Below are 20,006 nucleotides of genomic sequence, written 5' to 3'. Positions count from 1 at the left end.
CATGAAGATAAACACCACCTCGCGTTCGATAAATTAATGGTAAACAGAAAAAAAACGCCGATTATTGACCTATTTCACAAACCGATTCCGGTTAATAAGTTATTTAATGTTCTTTATTTGCTTAATTAATCTTATGGTGTTTATTATTGAGATAATCTTTATTTGACGCCGCAATTCACTTACATTCACTTAGCATTTTTATTGCAATTACGGGTCGCACTATGGAATGGCTGAACATCCTGATCGTTGAAGACGAAACGCCGCTGGCGGAGATGCACGCGGAGTTTATCCGCCAGAACGGCGGCTGCCGCCAGATTTGGCTGGCCGGCACCCTGGCGCAGGCACGCGCCATGACCGAACGCTTCAAGCCGGACCTGATCTTGCTGGACAACTTTCTACCCGACGGCCAGGGCATCACCCTGCTGCGCGAACTGACGCTGAGCGGCTACCGTGGCGGCATCGTGTTCATCACCGCCGCCAGCGACATGGCCACCGTGGCCGAGGCTTTGCGTTACGGCGTGTTCGACTACCTGATCAAACCGCTGGCCTATGACCGGCTGAGCCAGACCCTGCAGCGCTTCAGCCAGCGCCGTGAAGCGCTGAAGGACAAAGCGCGCCTCAACCAGCGCCGCATCGACGAGATGTTCAACACCTACGCCCGCGGCGAACAGCAGGCGGCGCTACCCGCCGGCATCGACGAGCTGACGCTGGGCAAGGTCCGCGCGCTGTTTGCCGAACCCGCCGCGCGCCACACCGCTGAAAGCGTTGCGCAAAAAATGGGGCTCAGCCGCACCACCGCGCGCCGTTACCTGGAGTTTTGCACCGCTGCGCAGCAGCTGCGCGCCGAGATCATTTACGGCAAGGTGGGCCGCCCGCAGCGGATCTACCGCGCCGGCGAACCGCATTAACGGTTATTTGATCGCCCTTGCAAGGTTGCGTGTAACCGCTTTACTTTTTATGCGCCGGTCAGCATCTTGGTGAGCATCACCTAGCCAACTGGACGATCGCCGATGCCTGCTGCGCCCCTTGCTTCCCTGACCGAGATCCTCGCCCGCCGTGACTGGCAAAACCCGGCCTGCACCCACTACCGCCGGCTGGACGCCCACCCGCCGTTCGCCAGCTGGCGCACGGTGGAAGACGCGCGCGACGATGCCCCCAGCGCCAGCCGCCGGTCGCTGAACGGCGAGTGGCGCTTCAGCTATTTCCCCCGCCCGCAGGCGGCGCCGGAAGGCTGGTTACAGCAAGATCTGCCCGACGCCGCCCCGCTGGCGGTGCCGGGCAACTGGCAACTCGCCGGCTACGACGCGCCGATCTACACCAACGTGCGCTACCCGTTCCCGGTCGATCCGCCGCATGTGCCGGAAGACAACCCCACCGGCTGCTACTCGCGCACCTTCAGCGTCGATCCGGCCTGGCTGGCCGCCGGCCAGACGCGCATCATCTTCGACGGCGTCAACTCGGCGTTCTATTTGTGGTGCAACGGCCACTGGATCGGCTATTCGCAGGACAGCCGCCTGCCGGCGGAGTTCGATCTCAGCCCGTGGCTGCAGCCGGGCGAAAACCGGCTGGCGGTGATGGTGCTGCGCTGGTGCGACGGCAGCTATCTCGAAGATCAGGACATGTGGCGTATGAGCGGCATCTTCCGCGACGTCAGCCTGCTGCATAAACCCGCCGCGCACCTGAGCGATGTGCGCATCACCACACCGCTGCATGATAGCTTTACCCGCGGCGAACTGGTGGTGACGGCGCGCACCTGCCGGCCCGGCCCGCTGCAGGTGCAGGTTCAGCTGTGGCGCGATGGCGCGCGGGTGGCCGAACGCACCCAGCCGCTCGGCAGCGAGATCGTGGACGAGCGCGGCGCCTATGACGATCGCGTCACGCTGCGCCTGCCGGTAGAACGCCCGGCGCTGTGGAGCGCCGAAACGCCCGCGCTGTATCGCGCCACCGTCGCCCTGCTCTCGTCCGAGGGGGAGATTATCGAGGTAGAGGCCTATGACGTCGGCTTCCGCCAGGTGGAAATCAGCGGCGGGTTGCTGAAACTCAACGGGCAACCGCTGCTGATCCGCGGCGTTAACCGCCACGAGCATCATCCGCGCCACGGCCAGGTGATGGACGAGGCGACGATGCGCCACGACATCCTGCTAATGAAACAGCACAATTTCAACGCGGTACGCTGCTCGCATTACCCCAACCACCCGCTGTGGTACCGGCTGTGCGATCGCTACGGGCTGTACGTGGTGGACGAAGCCAATATCGAGACCCACGGCATGCAGCCGATGAACCGCCTGGCTGACGATCCGCAGTGGCTGCCGGCGATGAGCGAGCGCGTTACCCGCATGGTGCAGCGCGATCGCAACCACCCTTGCATCATTATCTGGTCGCTGGGCAACGAGTCCGGCCACGGCGTGAACCACGACGCGCTGTACCGCTGGGTGAAAAGCCAGGATCCGACCCGCCCGGTGCAATATGAGGGCGGCGGCGCCGACACCGCCGCCACCGACATCATCTGCCCGATGTATGCGCGGGTGGATCAGGATCAGCCGTTCCCGGCGGTGCCCAAATGGGCGATCGGCAAGTGGATCGGCCTGCCGGAGGAACAGCGGCCGCTGATCCTGTGCGAATACGCCCATGCGATGGGCAACAGCCTCGGCGGCTTTGAGCGCTACTGGCGCGCGTTCCACCATTATCCGCGCCTGCAGGGCGGATTTGTCTGGGACTGGGTCGATCAGGCGCTGATCCGCCGCGACGCCCAGGGAAAAGAGTACTGGGCCTACGGCGGCGACTTTGGCGATACCCCCAACGATCGCCAGTTCTGCCTGAACGGGCTGGTGTTCGCGGATCGTACCCCGCACCCGGCGCTGTTCGAAGCGCAGCGGGCGCAGCAGCTGTTCCGCTTCGCCTTCGACGCCGCCTCGCTGACGCTGACCGTCACCAGCGACTATCTGTTCCGCCACACCGACAACGAACAACTCAACTGGCGGCTGGAACTGGACGGCGTGGAGCGCGCCAGCGGCAGCCTCGATCTGACATTGCCGCCGCAGGGCAGCCATCGCTTCACCCTGCTCGATCGTCTGCCGATGCTGCATCAGCCCGGCGAGCTGTGGCTAAACGTGGAGGTGGTGCAGCCGCAGGCCACCGACTGGTCCGAAGCGCATCACCGCTGCGCCTGGGATCAGTGGCGGGTGCCGCGCGCGCTGCATCCCGCGCCGCCGCCGGCGCAGGGCGTGCCGCCAACGCTCATTGACGATGATCGGGGGCTGGCCCTCACCCACGGCGACCAGCGCTGGCGCTTCGAGCGCAGCAGCGGCCACCTGACGCAGTGGTGGCAGAACGAGCAGCCGCAGCTGCTGACGCCGCTGCGCGACGGCTTTACGCGTGCGCCGATCGATAACGACATCGGCGTCAGCGAGGCGGACCATATCGATCCCAACGCCTGGGTCGAACGCTGGAAGCTGGCGGGCCTGTACCGGCTGGAAGAGCGCTGCACGCAACTGCAGGCCGATACGATCCGGGGCGGCGTGCGGGTGGTGAGCGAACACCAGTTCGGCGTGGACGGGCAGATTCTGCTGATCAGCCGCAAACAGTGGCTGTTCGACGCACTGGGCGCGGTGAGCGTAAACGTGGAGGTCGAGGTGGCCGACGCCCTGCCGCCGCCGGCGCGCATCGGCCTCAACTGCCAACTGGCGACGGTGCAGGCGCAGGCCGAGTGGCTGGGCCTTGGCCCGCACGAGAACTACCCGGATCGCCGCCTGGCCGCGCAGCACGGGCGCTGGCGCCTGCCGCTGGCCGAGCTGCACACGCCGTATATTTTCCCCGGCGAAAACGGCCTGCGCTGCGACACCCGCAGCCTGCGCTACGGCGGCTGGCGCATCGACGGCCGCTTCCACTTCTCGCTCAGCCGCTACGGCCTGCAACAGCTGATGGCTTGCAGCCACCAGCATCTGCTGCAGCCGGAAGCAGGCACCTGGCTGCACCTGGACGGTTTCCATATGGGGGTGGGCGGCGACGATTCCTGGAGCCCAAGCGTGCACCGGGATTACCTGCTCACCGCCGGCGTTTACCGCTATCAGCTGCGCCTGCAGCGGGCGCTTGAGGGCTAGATCTGCCAAAAAACTCAACGGGTTGCGCATTCTGTAAGCAAACAGTCACAGAATGTGTAATCCGCCTTTGACATGCCGACGGCGCCTCGCTATTATTCGCCCCGTTCAAACGATTCCTCTGTAGTTCAGTCGGTAGAACGGCGGACTGTTAATCCGTATGTCACTGGTTCGAGTCCAGTCAGAGGAGCCATATTTAGAGAAGCCCGCTCAGGGAAACCTGAGCGGGCTTTTTGCTTTTTGGGGTTCTGTCGGTTATGAGCAAAAAGCGGAAGTTAACGACCTCAAACTTTAGCTCCAAAAAAGATGCAATTGCTTGCAGACAAGTAAGGGCTACCATCTCATTATTAGCGCTGTGGGTCCGGATAATTTTGCCAGTGCGGCTCCCGCTTTCGGCGGTTTTCTGATTGCGCCGCACATTCAGTATAAGGTCGCTGAGATTGGAAGTATTGTTGGCGACTCTCGTTCAATTGCAATCATTGAAAGTCTGCCCTATGCGTCACTCGACGCGAAGAAAATTGTAGAGTTTGTGATAGATGCCTGAACTGGCAGCCTGACACCAAAGGCCGCATTTCATATACAGCCCCTCTCATGTATGGAGTTTGTACGCCGCACCGTAAAACCTGCATCCACAAATAAACACTGCGATGCGCGTAGCCCCAACTTCTGGCCCAGTGGGAGCACAAGGGTCGTAGTGAGCCAGAAGTGGACGTTGGCAGCTAACGTCCGTAGAGTTCATCCTGCCATTTATCAGAGAGTTCGTTTAAACCCACGGCGATTCAAATCAGGTTCATCATCATACATACTCAATAAATGAACATGGGAAAATCTTTCTTGCCTTGTTGTCTGGTCGCCCAGGTCACTCCAGAGTCAATGATTGACGCGAGTAAACTCCGCTTCAATCAGCTCACCACTTTCGCGCCATCGTTGGAAATTCATGCGAAGCTGTGTTTGGGTATTGATCGCCTCCTGAACGTCATCAGCATTAGTTTTTAGAGCAGCATAGTCAGGGAAGAAACTCTCCTGGAACGAGTCACTGTTAATCATCGCCAGAAGCTCTTCACGTTGCGAATTGAAGTTAGCAACAATGTCTTTGACAGCTTCGCGAAAAGTTTCATCTCGCTCATGGCGTTTGTACGAATCATAAGCCTCCAAAGCCAAGCCTACGATCGCCAGTGCGCCATTGATATTTTTCGCCATATTAACTGCCCCCCAAGGCTTGAATTTAAGCGTCTTGCTCAAATCCAACCCCAGTGTTTTCGCTGCAGTGGCAATCCCGTCACGTGCGGCCAAAACACTGCCGTTATTGATGTAATTACCCTTTATCACGTGGCTTATACCTTGTTTGCCGAAATTAACCACGGTGCTATTGAAATGTTCGATTTCCGCATCGAAGCTTAAACGCATTCGGCCCAATTCATGGCTGACACCGCTAAGCTGGCGGTCAAACTCATTCTGAAGGCGAGTGGTCACCATCACCCCCTCCTTGCCGATTTCGCGTTCATAGAAGTTGGCGAATGTTTCCAGAGTAAGACCTTGGGTTCGCAGGATCAGTCCGGAAAAATACCGTGCAATAAACTCGCGAAGGCCTCTACGCGCTTCATTAATCTGCTGGTCAGCCCCAGCGAGTTGGCGGGTCAGGTGCTGACTCACCCCCGTCAAACGCTCTAGTTCAGTCCCAAGGCGTTGATCGTTTTCTACTGCTACCGGCAGTTCCTTATGCAGCACGTCAAGAATGACACTTTTACGTGCCTGTTCGGCAATCGCCTCAGGACCACCGCTAGACTGGATTTTCTGTGCTGTAGCTTGTTGCAATGTAGCAATGTGTGAAAGCGCCTTAAACTGCTCAAGCCGTTCCAGCCAATACTCCGTACCCATATCAAACGGGTTAGCGGCAACGGCCACGATGCTGAGAGCTGCCACCTCGGCATCGCTTGCTACTATGGCTTCACGCAAGCGGCTTTCAACATTGCTGCGTTTGATCTGAAGGTTTTGCACATAATTAGCCTCGTCTTCTACATCAGCCACTTCATCGAAGCGGCTGAGCACGAAGACAGTACGCGGTAGAAGATCCAGGGTACGGAACAACCAGTTGAGATCTTCCTTGTGGCTGTCCTTGATCGGATTGGTTGAGTTCATTACGTACAGCACCAGATGAGCTTCGCTGACGTATTTACGGGTGATGTCCTTATACTTTTCCATCGCCTGCAAGTCAGCGTTGAATTGCTCCTTGAAACCGAACAACCCTGGCGTGTCGATCAGTACGAAGTTATCACCCACTTCGTAAACCTTCACTTCATTAGAAGACTCCTGCTGACTAATGCGCATGCTTGTCTTGTCCAGGCGCTCCATCCAAGCTGCGGCGATCGATGTTTTACCTTCAGAGAAACCACCTATCAGAGCAATCTTTAGTTTTTCGCCAGCAAAACTCTCGCACATGTGCTCGAGCTTGCCCAACAAGGAAGGGTCGATGTTCACACCAAGCGCGAAGCCCTGTTCGAGAAAAGTGCGTAGCTTGCCCAGCAATGCCATAGCCTTAGTATTCTGGTTCAGAAAGAGCTCTAGGGTAGATTTCATTATTCATCTCCATTGGCAGTCAAGTCGCGTGCCATCTTTTTCAGGCCGAGATAAGCGACATCGAGTTTTTGGTTAATATGGCGAGCTTGCACTGCAGGTTGTTCAAGCACGTGCTCAATCTGAACGATAGTCCCCTGAAGCTGAGGGAGTGCTTGAGACAAAGTTTTAGAGAATTCCTCACGTATTGCATTACAGGCGTTTTCGAGGTTTTCGTCAGCGGCTTTGCATTGCTGACCTTTCTTGAAGTCACTGTCAAAGAAGCTCCAGATCGCTTTGGCGAGACTAATAATTATCCCCGCCCCACCCAGCACCATCAGTGGCCAAGCCACTGGATTCCATACCATCGCCGCAGCACCTGCCAGACTACCCAGCACTCCCCAGACACTGATGCCATTGTCGATATCGATTTTCAGATCAAACTCACCGGTTACCCGGGTCTTGCTCATCTGTGAGTAACCTTCCAACAACTCGATGGCATGGGCTTCAAATCGCTCGATGATGTCACTGACGTCAGCCTGAAAGCGTGCTACCTGTTTATCAAGCGCCGCTGGAAGCTGGTGTTGCAACGTTGCACTTTCTTCTTGCAACGACTGTTCAAGCGCAGCCTTGAACTGGTCGTTGCTAATGTCGCTTTCGATACAGCCATAGATCCGCTCACGTACGGCTGCTTCGAAAGTATCAATGGACTGTTCACCGGTGGTGCGCAGGCGAGCATTGAGGCCCCTGAATGCCATGGCGAGCTGATGCTTAGCACTCTGGGCTTCTTCATCCAGCTTAGCTGCAAGCGGTGCAAAGTTTTCGGCTTGTAACACCTTGACCCCAGAACAAACGTTGTTAAATGCCTGCTGAACCTTGTTCAAGTTTGCGCGCCGAATCTTAGCCTTCACGTCAGTGACCAGGTCCTGGGTAAGGTGCTGATAAAATTTCTTCACCCCAGTTTTTTCCAGCAGAGCATCAGGGGCTATGGCATCAAGGAATTTCTTACGACCAGCGGCCGCGGTCGAACGTGGTACCAGGCAGGTAGCTATGGCATAAAAGGCAGGTAAAGCACTGAGGGTGACGCTCCCCTGGTAATGTCCGCCCAATTGTTCAGCCATGATGCGATCCAAGTCTCCCAAGCCGGCCTGCTCATCGGAACTAACTAATGCTGGTTTTTGAAACGCTAGGGGATTGGTGACGCGCTTATTATAAACAGCCCAGACTTCGGTCTGATCACAGAGTTGCGCCTTGATTTTTTCCAGTGTCCCCAGTCGGCCGCTGTCTCCGGTTTGCGGTGGTGCAGCTTTAGCCGTTATATAGAATACGGCATGAGCACGTTTTACTGCATTATTGATCTGCTCGCTGACTTTGCTCTCATCGCCCTCAATACCCGGTACGTCAAGCAGCTTGAAGGCCTGTCCATTGAACTCAAATTCATACGCCTGTGTTTGCCGAGTGAAATCTGCGCGCCCATCACCAATAATACCGCCGTCTTCATAAGCCTCCAGCAAGTGATGGTTATCAAGCACGGTGGCATGACGCAGGCATTTTTCTGCCAATTTTTCCTTAATATTCTCGCTCAATTGGTGCAGTTGCCCAAGCTCCGCTTCACGTTGAGTGGACAAAACCGCTGTACTGGCTTGCAGTTGCAGCAAAGCTCTCTCTTCGGGCAGCTTTCGCAGCAAGTTGAACAGGCGCTGGAAAAAGTTCGCCCCCGTTTTAATTTGCTCAATCAGCTCAACCAGTGAAGCTTCTTGCAATAAATGGCGTTGCTGGCGGTCGTCGTGGCGCGCGGTTGATTGAGAGATATCTCTCAACACCAACTCATACTGCTCACGACATGTCGAAATCTCAGCTTCCAGTGCCTGTAACGTCTCCTCGTTTAGCCCCGACTGCTGCTGCAAGGCGATAAACTGCGCGCGCTGCGTCTGCTTGCTGCCTTCCTTGAGCAGGATACGCAAGGTTTCAATTAGTGTGGATTTACCTGCATTGGTTTCGCCGTAAAACGCAATAGTAAATGTCTTATGTTCTGCATTACGACGTAACTCATCCACGGCGTGAGTGATAGCCACTTTGATAGCATTCAGCTTCGCGCGCGCCAGAGCCTGAGCACTAGTCAACATTGGGTCTTCGCTGTCGCCCTCTATGCTATCGAGCAAGGTTCCAACGTGTTGTAGCAGCTTGAGATACAAGCTTTCAGGCAGGGCTTCAACAGCAATCATGACAAGATTCCTTTCTGAGGATGTAAAGCGGTACATCCTAACTTGCCCATCTAGTGACAAGACGAGTACGCCAGAGCAATACGGGATTAACTTTAAGTTATCGTCCCCCCCACATAAAACTTTAGAGATGGTGACCGGCCCCAGGATTAGATACAACCGTCAGTTAGTAATGTCGGTTTGTTTGCTATTTAATCACCTGTCGCGCCACCGCGCTGCAAACTCTGATGGCGTTGGATAGTTCAGTGCTGAGTGCTTTTTTCCGGCTGTATTAAACGTAGCTCCACGCCATGCTCAAAGGCCCATTGATCCAGCACACGACAGGTAAATTCCGGCCCTGTTCGGTTCTTATCGTCGCCGGATAGCCATGCAACAGTACTGTCCAGAATGCGTGATACGTATATGTATGAAATCCCGAAAGCGGTGGTGATCGCCAAGCACTCTTTCGTGAAATCATCCACACAGGTCAGGCACTTAATCCAGCAGCCACTGGCGAGTGCATCCATGACAAAATCCATCGATCACGTCACGTTCGGAGCATCTGGGTGCAGAGGCGGAAGTCGCTCAGTTGCCAGTGTAAGCACACCCACTTCTGGCACAAAACCGACCGTCAGATTGCCTACTCCAACGATCCCCCAAACACAAAGGCCCGCTCAGTCCCCCGAGCGGGCCTTTTACCCTCAGCAATTTCCCAGCCTTTTCACTCCCCATCCCGCTCCGCAATCCGCGCCATCAGCGCCCCCAGCAGCGCCAGATCGACCAGCAACGCCAGCGCGAAACAGCTTCCTCTCGCGCCTGGCGCGGCGTAGGTTTGAATCAGCAACGCGGCAACCACCACGGCCACGATGCTCACCACCGTCGCCAGCCTGCACGCCACGGCGAACGCCGTTTTCTCCCCCACCGCCGTGCGGTAGGCCACGCCCTGCCCCAAGCCGCCGAGGGCGATACCCGGCAGCAGGCTCACCCCGCCGTGGCCGCCGAACAGCATCAGCAGCGTGAATAGCCACCCCGCCGCCGCCAGCAAAAAACCGTAGCGGAGAATGACCAGCGCAGGTCGGTACCGCAGCACCTGCCAATGGGCCAATGTGGCGCCGCCGAGAAACGCCAGCGCCAATGCCGCCAGCAGCATCAGGGTGGCGCCGATGCCCAGCAGGCTCTCCGCCTCCAGCAGCAAAGCGCCTGCCGCTACCGGCACGCTGAGCGCGATGGCGCTCGCCGCCGCGCCCGAATGTTCTATGGCGCCCAGGGCGCCGTTGTTGACATAAATGCTCATTGTTAACTCCCGACATGGTGGAAATGATGAAATAAATTCATTCCCCTGTTCACATGTCAGTAGCCTATCTCTTGTATAATCGGTCAGACAAACTCATAGTTTTCAGCCTTAGATGAGAATAACTCAGCCATGAGAAAACCCCGTTTGCCGCCGCTGGGCGCGCTGCGCGCCTTCCATGCCGTGGCCGGTTGCCGCAGCTTCAAACTGGCCGCCGAGGAGCTGGGCGTCAGCGCGACGGCGGTCAGCCATCAGATCAAGCTGCTGGAGTCGGTGCTGGAGTGTCGGGTGTGCGAGCGCAGCGCGCAGGGCGTCAGCCTGACCGAGATCGGCGAGATCCTGTTTGCCGGTACTCAACGCGCCTTCGCCGCGCTGGAGCAGTCCGTCGCCCAAATCACCCGCGCCCAGCAGCCGCCGGCGTTGACCGTCACCACCACCTCCAATTTTATCACCCACTGGCTGGTGCCACGCCTGGCGGATTTCAAGGCGGAGTTCCCGGCAATCGATCTGCGCCTGCACACCAGCGTCGAGCGGATGGATCTCCGCCAGCGCACCGTAGACGTCGCCATCCGCTATCGCGAAACGCCGGAAACCGATCTGCACTGTACCCTGCTGCATGAGGATCGCTTTATCGTGGTGGCCAGCCCGGCGCTGGCGCTGAAGCGCATCGAAGATTTGCAACGGGTGACGCTGTTTCACGTGGAGCATCGGCAGGTGCCCGCCGACTCGCCAACCTGGGAAAACTGGCGGCGGCGCTACGGGCCGGAAGGGTTGAATGTGGACGCGGGGCTGACCTTCAGCGACGAGACGCATGCGCTGCAGGCGGCGGTGGCGGGCCAGGGGGTAGTGATCGCCAGCCGGCTGTTGGCGCGCGATTTGTTGCAGCGCGGCGTGCTGGCCGCACCGTTCGAGATGTCGTTACCCGGCGCCAACTACTATCTGGTGGCCACCGAAGAAACCGCGCAGCGCCCCGATATCATCGCGCTGCGCGCGTGGTTGCTGCAGAAAATGGCGGCTGGCTGACGGGCCTGGCCCGCCAGCGCCGTCTGGAAAGCGCGCTGCGCGATCTCGTCGCTCATCGCACGGCGACGTCGGCCAGCAGCGTCTCGGCCGCCAGCTTGCCGAGGCGGTTGGAAGCCAGCGGGCTGTCGCCGGTCAGCAGGCGCCGATCTTTATGCACCTTGCCGGTGATATCGGCATTGATGATTTTAACGCCCCGCTCACGCAGGCGTTCGCCCACCAGCCAGGGCATCGGGCCGGGGATGTAGCCGATGTCAATGTTGGCGCCGGTATCGAGCGAGTCCGGGAACACGCACATCTCATAGCCGCGATAGAGGAAATCGTCTTTGCTCTCGCCGAGCCCCGCCGCCAGCAGGCCCGCCGGCCCGTGGCACAGCGAGATCACATAGCGATCGTTGTCATGCGCCCAGTGCAGGGTCTTTTTCACCTCTTCGCTGAACGGGATATCGTTGAGCACGCCGTGGCCGCCGGGGATGAAAACGCCGAGGTAGTTGCCGCCATCCAGATCCTTCACCACCTCCGTCAGCTTTTTCGGCTGCTTGAGCTGGCTGCGGTACTTCTCATAGGTGGCCTTGACCGCGTCGTCTTCATGCGGAAACGCCCACATCTCCAGCTTCACCGGATCGCCGGACGGCGTGGCGATGTCGATCTCAAAGCCGGCCAGATCCAGGTGGTACATCGGCAGCAGCATCTCGACCGGGTGATTGCCGGTGGAGAAGAACTTGCCGTTTTGCATCAGCAGATAGCGCTCCTGCGAGGCGATCATCAGCACTTTCCATTTGCCGCCGCGATAGGCGTTCGGGTAACTGGCACCCGTGAAGTCGGTTTTGGACGAGGTGTACTGGCTGAGGGAGTAAGGCGATGGGAAGAACGCGTTGTCTTCCGCCACATCCGGGGTGGGATTACGATCGTTGGATATTGAATCAGTCATGATTATCTCCATATTCACCGTTGCATTGCCCTTTCAGCTTAAATAACCGCCAGCGGGGCTGCAATGAGAGGCGGCGGAGATTCCGCCCGAGTGCGGTTCTTAGCTGTTCACCAACGCCAGCAGATCGGCGTCGCCGTGGATCACCAGCACCGGAATGGCAAGCGCCCTCATACCGGTTGGCCGACGATCTTGCGTTGATCGCTTAACGAGTATAGGTTTAAAGCTAACTTGAAGGTCAATAGAGGCTCGACAGGCAACATGAAGATTGGTGATTTGGCGAAAGCGACAGGGCTCTCGCCCTCCCGTATTCGTTTCTACGAGGCGGAAGGCCTGATCAATCCCCCACCGCGCCAGGCCAACGGCTATCGCAACTATTCGCCCGACACCGCCGGCGTACTGAAAATCATCGACAACGCCCAACGCGCCGGCTTTTCTCTGGAACAGATCCGCCACTTCCTGCCACGCGGCCGGGAAAACTGGGATCACACAGGATTAATGCAATCACTCAAGACGCGCGTAGCGGAAATAGAACGTTTGCAACACCAGCTCGCGCAGAACAAGAGAGATCTGCTGGCTCTGATCGCCAATATCGAAAACCGTCCCGACGACCTCTCTTGTGAAGACAACATGCAGCGTCTGGTTGGCCAGCTGCCGGATACCGCCGCCTCCGGCGATTGAGTGACCCGCTTTCCCGATCTTAACGCCTCATGCCGGAGCCACAATGGATCCTCTTATCAATACCGATCGCTTTCAGGAACACAACGCCGCCCTAACGATGGAGCAACGGCTTGCCGCCCAGCGCCACGCCTTCCTGCGTGACGGCGCGCCGACGAGAGTTCAGCGCAAGGCCGCCCTGCGCCGCCTGCGGAGCGCCATTTTGGCCCAGCGCAGCGCGCTGACGGCGGCCGTCAGCGCGGATTTCGGCCACCGTTCACCTTACGAAACCGAAATCATGGAGATTTTGGTCACCGTTCAGGCGATCGATTATCTGCTGCGCAACCTGAAGCGTTTCATGAAGCCGGAACGCCGCCATGTCGCCCTGCCGTACCAGGCCGGGCGCGCCTACGTGCAATACCAGCCCAAGGGCGTGATTGGCGTCATGGCACCGTGGAACTACCCGTTCTCGTTGACCTTCATCCCGCTGGCCACCGCCCTGGCCGCCGGTAACCGCGTGATGCTGAAACCGTCGGAGCTCACGCCGCGCACCAGCCGGCTCATCGAAGCGATGCTGGCGGCGCTGTTTCCCGCCGATGAGGTTGCCGTGGTGACCGGCGGGCCGGAGGTTGGAGCCAGGTTCAGCGAACTGGCGTTCGATCACCTGGTGTTCACCGGCAGCACGGCGATCGGCCGCCAGATCATGCAGGCGGCCGGTAAAAATCTGGTGCCGCTGACGCTCGAACTGGGCGGTAAAAGCCCCGCCGTCGCGGCGCGCGGCGCGCTCACCGCCCGAGACGTCAACAGCCTGGCGTTCGGCAAGCTGTCGAACGCGGGCCAAACCTGCATCGCGCCCGATTACCTGCTGCTCCATCAGGACGATGTGGAAAACTTCATTACGCTCTACGACGCGGCGGTCAAAGCGTTTTACCCCGACGGGCCGACGGACAGCGGCTACGGCGCCATCATCAACGACAAGCACTGCCGCCGTTTGCACGATCTGCTCACCGACGCGCAAGCGCGGGGCGCGCGCATCATCCCGGTGGGCCACCGCCCGGGCTCGGCGGCTGAACGGCCGAACACCCTAGCCCCCACGCTGATCGTCGGCGCCCCCGACGACAGCCGGATCATGCAAGAGGAGATCTTCGGGCCGCTGCTGCCGGTGCGCACCTACGCCACCTTTGATGAAACGATCGATTTCATCAACGCCGGGCCGCGCCCGCTGGCGCTGTATTACTTTGGCCCGGCTGGCGCAGAGCAGGATCGTTTGCTGGCGCGCACCACCTCCGGCAACGTTAGCGTCAACGCCACCCTGCTGCACTTCGCCCAGGACGATCTGCCGTTCGGCGGCATCGGCCCCAGCGGCATGGGCGCCTATCACGGCATCGAAGGATTCCGGGCGCTGAGCCATGCCAAGGGCGTCTTTATCCAAAGCCGCTGGCGCTTCACCGATCTGCTGCGCGCGCCGTTCGGCAAGCTGGCGGACGCGGTGCTCAAGGTCATGCTGCGGCGCCGCTAAGGCGCCGCGTCGCCTATCAACGGCAACGCCTTGAATCGTCGCAAACTATCACAGTATTCAATCATTCCTATTTTATCTCTCCGCCGCCGCTGACTAAGCTTAGCCATGAGTCGCCTTTTGCCCGTTAGCGGCCGGGGCGATGTGATTCCATTGAGTTCAGTTATTTAGCGCAACACCCGACGCACGCCTTACCCGCATGCCTTGTTAACCGCTCCACGCCCGGCGGCTGGAGCACCTTTACGGAAGCAGAGAGCGCATTATGACAACTGAAAGCAAATGCCCGTTTTCGGGCGGCAAACAGCCCGCACCGCAGAGCGGCCCCACCAATCAGGATTGGTGGCCTAATCAGCTCAGCCTGAAACCGCTGCATCAGCACTCCCCCCTGTCCGATCCGATGGATAAAGACTTCAACTACGCCGACGCCTTCAACAGCCTCGATCTGGCAGCGGTCAAACAGGATCTGCACGCCCTGATGACCGACTCGCAGGAATGGTGGCCGGCGGACTTCGGCCACTACGGCGGCCTGTTCATCCGCATGGCCTGGCACAGCGCCGGCACCTACCGCATCGGCGACGGCCGCGGCGGTGCGGGCGAAGGCCAGCAGCGCTTCGCCCCGCTCAACAGCTGGCCGGACAACGTCAGCCTCGACAAGGCGCGCCGCCTGCTGTGGCCAATCAAGCAGAAATACGGCCGCAACCTCTCCTGGGCCGACCTGATTATCCTGACCGGCAACGTGGCGCTGGAATCGATGGGCTTCAAAACCTTCGGCTACGCCGGCGGCCGCGCCGATACCTGGGAGCCGGACGACGTCTACTGGGGTTCGGAGAAGATCTGGCTGGAACTGAGCGGCGGGTCGAACAGCCGCTACTCGGGCGACCGCGACCTGGAAAACCCGCTGGCGGCGGTGCAGATGGGCCTGATCTACGTCAACCCGGAAGGCCCGGACGGCAACCCCGATCCGGTGGCCGCCGCGCGCGACATCCGTGAAACCTTCGCCCGTATGGCGATGAACGACGAAGAAACCGTGGCGCTGATCGCCGGCGGCCACACCTTCGGCAAGACCCACGGCGCCGGCCCGGCGTCTAACGTCGGCGCCGATCCGGAAGCGGCCGGGCTGGAACAGCAAGGTCTCGGCTGGCACAGCACCTTCGGCACCGGCGTCGGCAAAGACGCCATCACCAGCGGCCTGGAAGTCACCTGGACCACCACCCCAACCCAGTGGAACCACGACTTCTTCCGCCACCTGTTCGAATACGAATGGGAGCTGAGCCAAAGCCCGGCCGGCGCGCACCAGTGGGTGGCGAAAGACATCGGCGAAACCATTCCCGACGCCTTCGATCCAAACAAGAAGCGCCGTCCGACCATGCTGACCACCGACCTGTCGCTGCGCTTCGATCCGGCCTACGAGAAGATTTCGCGCCGCTTCTATGAGCACCCGGAAGAGTTGGCCGACGCCTTCGCCCGCGCCTGGTTCAAGCTGACCCACCGCGATATGGGGCCGCGCGCCCGCTACCTCGGCCCGGAAGTGCCGCAGGAAGAGCTGATCTGGCAGGATCCGATCCCGGCGGTCGATCATCCGCTGATCGACGAGCAGGACATCGCCGCGCTGAAAAACGCCGTGCTGGCTTCCGGCCTGCCGGTGTCGGCGCTGGTCTCCACCGCCTGGGCTTCCGCGGCGAGCTTCCGCGGTTCCGACAAACGCGGCGGCGCCAACGGTGCGCGCATTCGCCTGGCGCCGCAAAAAGACTGGGCGGCCAACCAACCTGCGCAACTCGCCGCGACGCTGGCCAAGCTGGAGAGCATCCAGCGCGCCTTCAACGATGCGCAGACCGGCGGCAAGCGCGTCTCGCTGGCGGATCTGATCGTGCTGGCCGGCGCGGCGGGCGTGGAGCAGGCGGCGAAGAACGCCGGTTTGCCCCTGACGGTGCCGTTCGCGCCGGGCCGCATGGACGCTTCGCAGGAACAGACCGACGTGGACTCCTTCGAGGCGATGGAGCCGCTCGCCGACGGTTTCCGCAACTTCCTGAAGGGCAAATACCGCGTGCCGGCCGAAACGCTGCTGGTCGACAAGGCGCAGCTGCTGACCCTGACCGCGCCGGAAATGACGGTGCTGGTCGGCGGGCTGCGGGTGCTTGGCGCCAACGTCGGCGGCACACAGCACGGCGTGTTCACCCAGCGGCCGCAGGCGCTGACCAACGACTTCTTCGTCAACCTGCTCGATATGGGTACCACCTGGCACCCGGTGGGTGAGGATGGCCTGTTCGAAGGGCGCGATCGCCGCAGCGGCGCGGTCAAATGGACCGGCACCCGCGTCGATCTGGTGTTCGGCTCGCACGCGCAGCTGCGCGCGCTGGCCGAAGTCTATGGCAGCGCCGACGCGCAGGAGAAGTTCGCCCACGACTTCGTCGCCGCCTGGAACAAAGTGATGAACCTCGATCGCTTCGATTTGGCGTAAATTAGCGGTAACAACAAAAAGCCCGCCGAGGGAAATCCCGGCGGGCTTTTTCAATCATTGATACAGACCTTCCCACGACGCGACAGAAACGGTTAATCCACGCCGCAAATCGCTTCCAACTCCGCCGCCAGGGTGGCGACCAGCTCCGCCGCCGGCATCGGCCGCGCCAGGCCCACGCCCTGCCCGGCCCACAGCGACATAAACTCCCCGCGCCCAGCCTTGGCCGCCGCCTGGCGGATATCGCCGGTGAGCGCGTTCTGCACCGGATAAGGCAGGATCTGCGCCTCTTCCGCGCGCATCTGCCGCATGAAATCATTGACGATGCCGCGCGCCGGGCGGCCGCTGAAGGCGCGCGTCAGGCGCGTACTGTCATCGCCGGCGCTGCGCAACGCCGCCCGCCAGGCTTCGGCGATACCCGACTCCGGGCTGCACAGAAACGCGGTGCCCAGCTGCGCCGCCTGCGCCCCCAACAAGCGCGCTGCCGCGATGCCGCGCCCGTTCATAATGCCGCCCGCCGCGATCACCGGGATCTTCACCGCCGCCACCACCTGCGGCAGCAGGGCCATCAGGCCGACGCAGGATTGCTCAATATCGCCGAGGAAGGTCGGGCGGTGGCCGCCCGCCTCCGCGCCCGAGACGCAAACAAAGTCGGCGCCCGCCTCTTCCCAGGCGCGGGCTTCCGCCACCGTGGTGGCGGTGCCGATCACCCGCGAGCCGGCCTTCTTGAACTGCGTGACCGTAGCGCGCGGCAGCACGCCGAAGGTGAAGCTGGCTACCGGCGGCGCGGCCTCCAGCAAGGCCGCGATCTGGTCACGGTTATTTTCGGCGAATTTGGCGGGAATCGGTGGCTCGCTCAGCCCCAGCGCTTCGCGGAACGGGCGCAGCAGGTGCTGGGCGCGCTTCAATTCGGCGAGATCCGGGTGTTGTTCATCGAGCAGAAACAGGTTGACGTTGAACGGCGCGGCGGTCTGCGCGCGGATCTGCTGCACCCGTTCGAGGATCACCGCCGGTGAAAACAGCGCCGCCGCGCACGATCCCAGCGCGCCGGCATTGCTCACCGCCACCGCCAACGCCGGCGGCGACGCGCCGTTCATCGGCCCTTGAACGATCGGATAGCGCAGCCCAAGCTCGCGGGCAAAAGCAGAAGGTGCCGTCATCAATGTGTCTCCCTGTGCTGACTACATTCGTCTTACGGCGGCCGCGCCGCCGAACCGACCAAAAGCATAGCACCTTCTCAGCACCTGACCGTGCAGTTAATGCTTCACCTGCCGCCTGTCCAGCGACAGGAAGTGATGCACCACCGGTTTCTCCGGGCCGATATGGAAGCGCAGCGCCTCCTGCTGCAGATCGGCGTCGGCGTGCGACACCCGCTGGTGCTGTCGCAGATGCTCTGCCCAGGACTCCACCAGGAACCACTCCATGATGCATTCCGGATCGCCGGTGTGCTCAGTGATACCCCAGGCATAGGCGCCATCGCGGCGGCGCGCCCGCTCCAGCATCAGCAGCGTGCGCAAGAACTGCGGCCGATCCTGTTCGCGGATGCGGTACTCCACCTGAATCATCACCGGGCCGCGATCGTTCTCGACCGGCGTATTGACCAATGGCTCCGGCCAATGGTTCGACGGCTGCAGATCGGCCTCGCCGGTCGGCAGGCGCAGGCGGTGGAACAGCAGCCCCGCCACCAATAGGCCGACACCGCCGACCAGCAGCGTGGCGGCCACGCCCAGCTCCTGCGCCACCAGCCCCCACAGCAGGCTGCCCGCCGCCATCGCGCCGTTGAACACCATCAGGTAAATGGCCAGGCCGCGGCCGCGCACCCAGTTGGGCAGCACGCCCTGCGCTGCGCCGTTAAGCGTGGTCAGCGCGACGATCCAGCCGGCGCCCAGCACCAACAGCAGCACCACCGCCAGCCACTGCGGCGGCGCCAGCGACAGGGCCGCCATCACCGCGGCGGTGAGCACCGCCGCCAGCAACACCAGCCCATCGGCGTTGAGCCGCTGGCGCAGGCGCGGCAGCGCTATCGCCCCAAGGATCGCCCCGGCGCCCACTGCCCCCAGCAGGACGCCGTAGAAACCGGCGCTGCCGCCCAGCATGCGGCGCGCCACCAGCGGCAGCAACGCCCAGACCGAGCTGGAGAAGGCGAAGAACACCGCCGCCCGCAGCAGCACCACGTGCAGCTCACGGCTGGAACGGGCATAGCGCAGGCCGGCGCGGAAGGCGCCGAAGAAGTGCTCCGACAGGCCGCTGTCCTCCACCTTCGGCCGCTTCCACCACAGCAGTGCCGCGATCACCAGCACATAGCTCATCACGTCCGCGCCGTAGGCCGCGCCGGCGCCGAAGCTGGCCAGCAGCAGGCCGCCGGCCGCCGGGCCGATGGAGCGGGCAATGTTGATACCCAGCGAGTTCAGCGCCACGGCGTTTTTCAGCTCAGTGCGCGGCACCAGCTCCGGCACAATCGCCTGCCAGGTCGGCCCCATCAACGCCGCGCCGATGCCGCCGACAAAGGTCAGCGCCAGCAGGTATTCCACCGTCAACGCGCCGGTCTGCGACAGCAGCAATAAGGTGCCGCTGACGCAGGCCAGCAGAATTTGCACGAAGATCAGAAAGCGCCGCCGATCGAGAATGTCCGACAGCACCCCGGCCGGGATCGCCAGCAGGAACACCGGCAGCGTGGCGGCGGTTTGCATCAGCGCCACCGCCGAGGGGTTGCTCGACAGGTCAGTGATCAACCACGAGCTGGCGACGTCGCGCATGAAGCTGCCGACGTTGCCGAGCACCGTCGCGCCCCACAGCACCGCAAATAATGGGATTCTCAGCGGCGCGAAGCCGCCCGCCGCCTTGTTTTCCGTCTGTTCAGCCATCCGTTCGCTCCTTCAAATCGTTGAATGCCACCAGCAACAGCGCGCCGGCCAGCCCGAGGTGTTCAAAAAATCCGTTCATCATCTGGCCGCGCTCCGCCCCGTCAAACTGCCAAAACGGATTGGCCAGCAGCGTCGCCATCAGGGTGAAACCGGCCAGCGCCAACGCGCCGAGCCAGCGATAAAAGCCGCTCAGGATCAGCGCCGACGCCGCCAGTTCGAACAGCGTCACCAGCACGGCAAACAACGCAGCCGGCTGCAGGCCGAAGTGGATCATCTCGGCGATCGCGCCCTCGACGTTCAGCGCCTTGACCAGCCCGCCCTGAATGTAGGCGGCGCAAATGGCGAGCAACAACAACCCGCGCACCGCGGGCGCATGCAACCGTCGCGCGCAGCGGGTGGCGATAGTAGTCAGGTTCATCGCGCC

The 20,006-nt window shown here is 61.0% G+C and carries 14 protein-coding genes, 1 tRNA gene and 1 pseudogene; 8 read left to right on the top strand and 8 right to left on the bottom strand.

Translation table 11 applies throughout. From position 1 onward, the window contains the following. The first annotated feature begins 221 nt into the window (after positions 1-221). The 4 genes and pseudogenes from dpiA to BHU62_RS09255 all read left to right on the top strand — a co-directional run bounded on the left by dpiA (position 222) and on the right by BHU62_RS09255 (position 4,641). Positions 222-908, top strand: coding sequence for a two-component response regulator DpiA (gene dpiA / locus BHU62_RS09270; protein WP_021505854.1), 687 nt, complete (start codon positions 222-224; stop codon positions 906-908). 102 nt (positions 909-1,010) lie between these two features. Then, on the top strand, positions 1,011-4,100 hold the full coding sequence (locus BHU62_RS09265; RefSeq protein WP_073531644.1) for a beta-galactosidase: 3,090 nt from the start codon (positions 1,011-1,013) through the stop codon (positions 4,098-4,100). 114 nt (positions 4,101-4,214) lie between these two features. Further along, positions 4,215-4,290 (top strand) — tRNA-Asn (locus tag BHU62_RS09260). Between the two features lie 113 nt (positions 4,291-4,403). After that, positions 4,404-4,641, top strand: a pseudogene (locus BHU62_RS09255) (PTS cellobiose transporter subunit IIB). Between the two features lie 326 nt (positions 4,642-4,967). Here the strand turns inward: BHU62_RS09255 and BHU62_RS09250 are convergent. From BHU62_RS09250 to BHU62_RS09235, 4 genes are all read right to left on the bottom strand, one after another. After that, on the bottom strand, positions 4,968-6,674 hold the full coding sequence (locus tag BHU62_RS09250; protein WP_073531643.1) for a LeoA/HP0731 family dynamin-like GTPase: 1,707 nt from the start codon (positions 6,672-6,674) through the stop codon (positions 4,968-4,970). Next, positions 6,674-8,875, bottom strand: coding sequence for a dynamin family protein (locus tag BHU62_RS09245; protein WP_073531642.1), 2,202 nt, complete (start codon positions 8,873-8,875; stop codon positions 6,674-6,676). The genes BHU62_RS09250 and BHU62_RS09245 overlap by 1 nt, the downstream gene beginning before the upstream one ends. Before the next feature lie 239 nt (positions 8,876-9,114). Further along, entirely contained in the window at positions 9,115-9,378 is a 264-nt protein-coding gene (locus tag BHU62_RS09240; RefSeq protein WP_415915706.1) for an integrase catalytic domain-containing protein, read from the bottom strand. Positions 9,379-9,572: 194 nt separating this feature from the next. Next, positions 9,573-10,145, bottom strand: a complete 573-nt coding sequence (locus BHU62_RS09235) for a hypothetical protein (protein ID WP_073531641.1) — start codon at positions 10,143-10,145, stop codon at positions 9,573-9,575. Positions 10,146-10,274: 129 nt separating this feature from the next. Between BHU62_RS09235 and BHU62_RS09230 the strand changes: the two genes are divergently transcribed. Continuing rightward, positions 10,275-11,165: a LysR substrate-binding domain-containing protein gene (locus BHU62_RS09230; RefSeq protein ID WP_073531640.1), complete on the top strand. Its 891-nt coding sequence runs from the start codon at positions 10,275-10,277 to the stop codon at positions 11,163-11,165. Positions 11,166-11,217: 52 nt separating this feature from the next. Here BHU62_RS09230 and hchA read toward each other — a convergent pair whose 3' ends face one another. Further along, positions 11,218-12,093 carry a glyoxalase III HchA gene (gene hchA / locus BHU62_RS09225; protein WP_073531639.1) on the bottom strand — a complete coding sequence of 292 codons (876 nt, stop codon included), beginning with the start codon at positions 12,091-12,093 and terminating at the stop codon, positions 11,218-11,220. A 258-nt stretch (positions 12,094-12,351) separates the two neighbouring features. Between hchA and BHU62_RS09220 the strand changes: the two genes are divergently transcribed. The 3 genes from BHU62_RS09220 (at position 12,352) to katG (ending at position 16,721) form a co-directional block, all read left to right on the top strand. Continuing rightward, positions 12,352-12,771, top strand: coding sequence for a MerR family transcriptional regulator (locus BHU62_RS09220; protein WP_073531638.1), 420 nt, complete (start codon positions 12,352-12,354; stop codon positions 12,769-12,771). 43 nt (positions 12,772-12,814) lie between these two features. Continuing rightward, positions 12,815-14,266, top strand: coding sequence for a coniferyl aldehyde dehydrogenase (locus BHU62_RS09215; RefSeq protein WP_236720656.1), 1,452 nt, complete (start codon positions 12,815-12,817; stop codon positions 14,264-14,266). A gap of 259 nt (positions 14,267-14,525) precedes the next feature. Beyond that, positions 14,526-16,721, top strand: a complete 2,196-nt coding sequence (katG, locus tag BHU62_RS09210) for a catalase/peroxidase HPI (RefSeq protein ID WP_073531637.1) — start codon at positions 14,526-14,528, stop codon at positions 16,719-16,721. A gap of 92 nt (positions 16,722-16,813) precedes the next feature. Here the strand turns inward: katG and BHU62_RS09205 are convergent, their stop codons facing one another. The 3 genes from BHU62_RS09205 to BHU62_RS09195 all read right to left on the bottom strand — a co-directional run bounded on the left by BHU62_RS09205 (position 16,814) and on the right by BHU62_RS09195 (position 20,000). Continuing rightward, entirely contained in the window at positions 16,814-17,878 is a 1,065-nt protein-coding gene (locus BHU62_RS09205; protein ID WP_073531636.1) for an NAD(P)H-dependent flavin oxidoreductase, read from the bottom strand. 96 nt (positions 17,879-17,974) lie between these two features. Beyond that, entirely contained in the window at positions 17,975-19,582 is a 1,608-nt protein-coding gene (locus BHU62_RS09200) for an MFS transporter (RefSeq protein WP_073531635.1), read from the bottom strand. After that, complete coding sequence (locus tag BHU62_RS09195) at positions 19,575-20,000, bottom strand: DoxX family protein (protein WP_073531634.1); 426 nt, start codon at positions 19,998-20,000, stop codon at positions 19,575-19,577. Before BHU62_RS09195 ends, BHU62_RS09200 begins: the two co-directional genes overlap by 8 nt. Positions 20,001-20,006: the final 6 nt, after the last annotated feature.

It is taken from the genome of Serratia marcescens, assembly GCF_001902635.1.
Classification (GTDB): Bacteria; Pseudomonadota; Gammaproteobacteria; order Enterobacterales; family Enterobacteriaceae; genus Serratia; species Serratia marcescens_F.
This window is presented reverse-complemented; position numbering and strand designations above follow the sequence as displayed.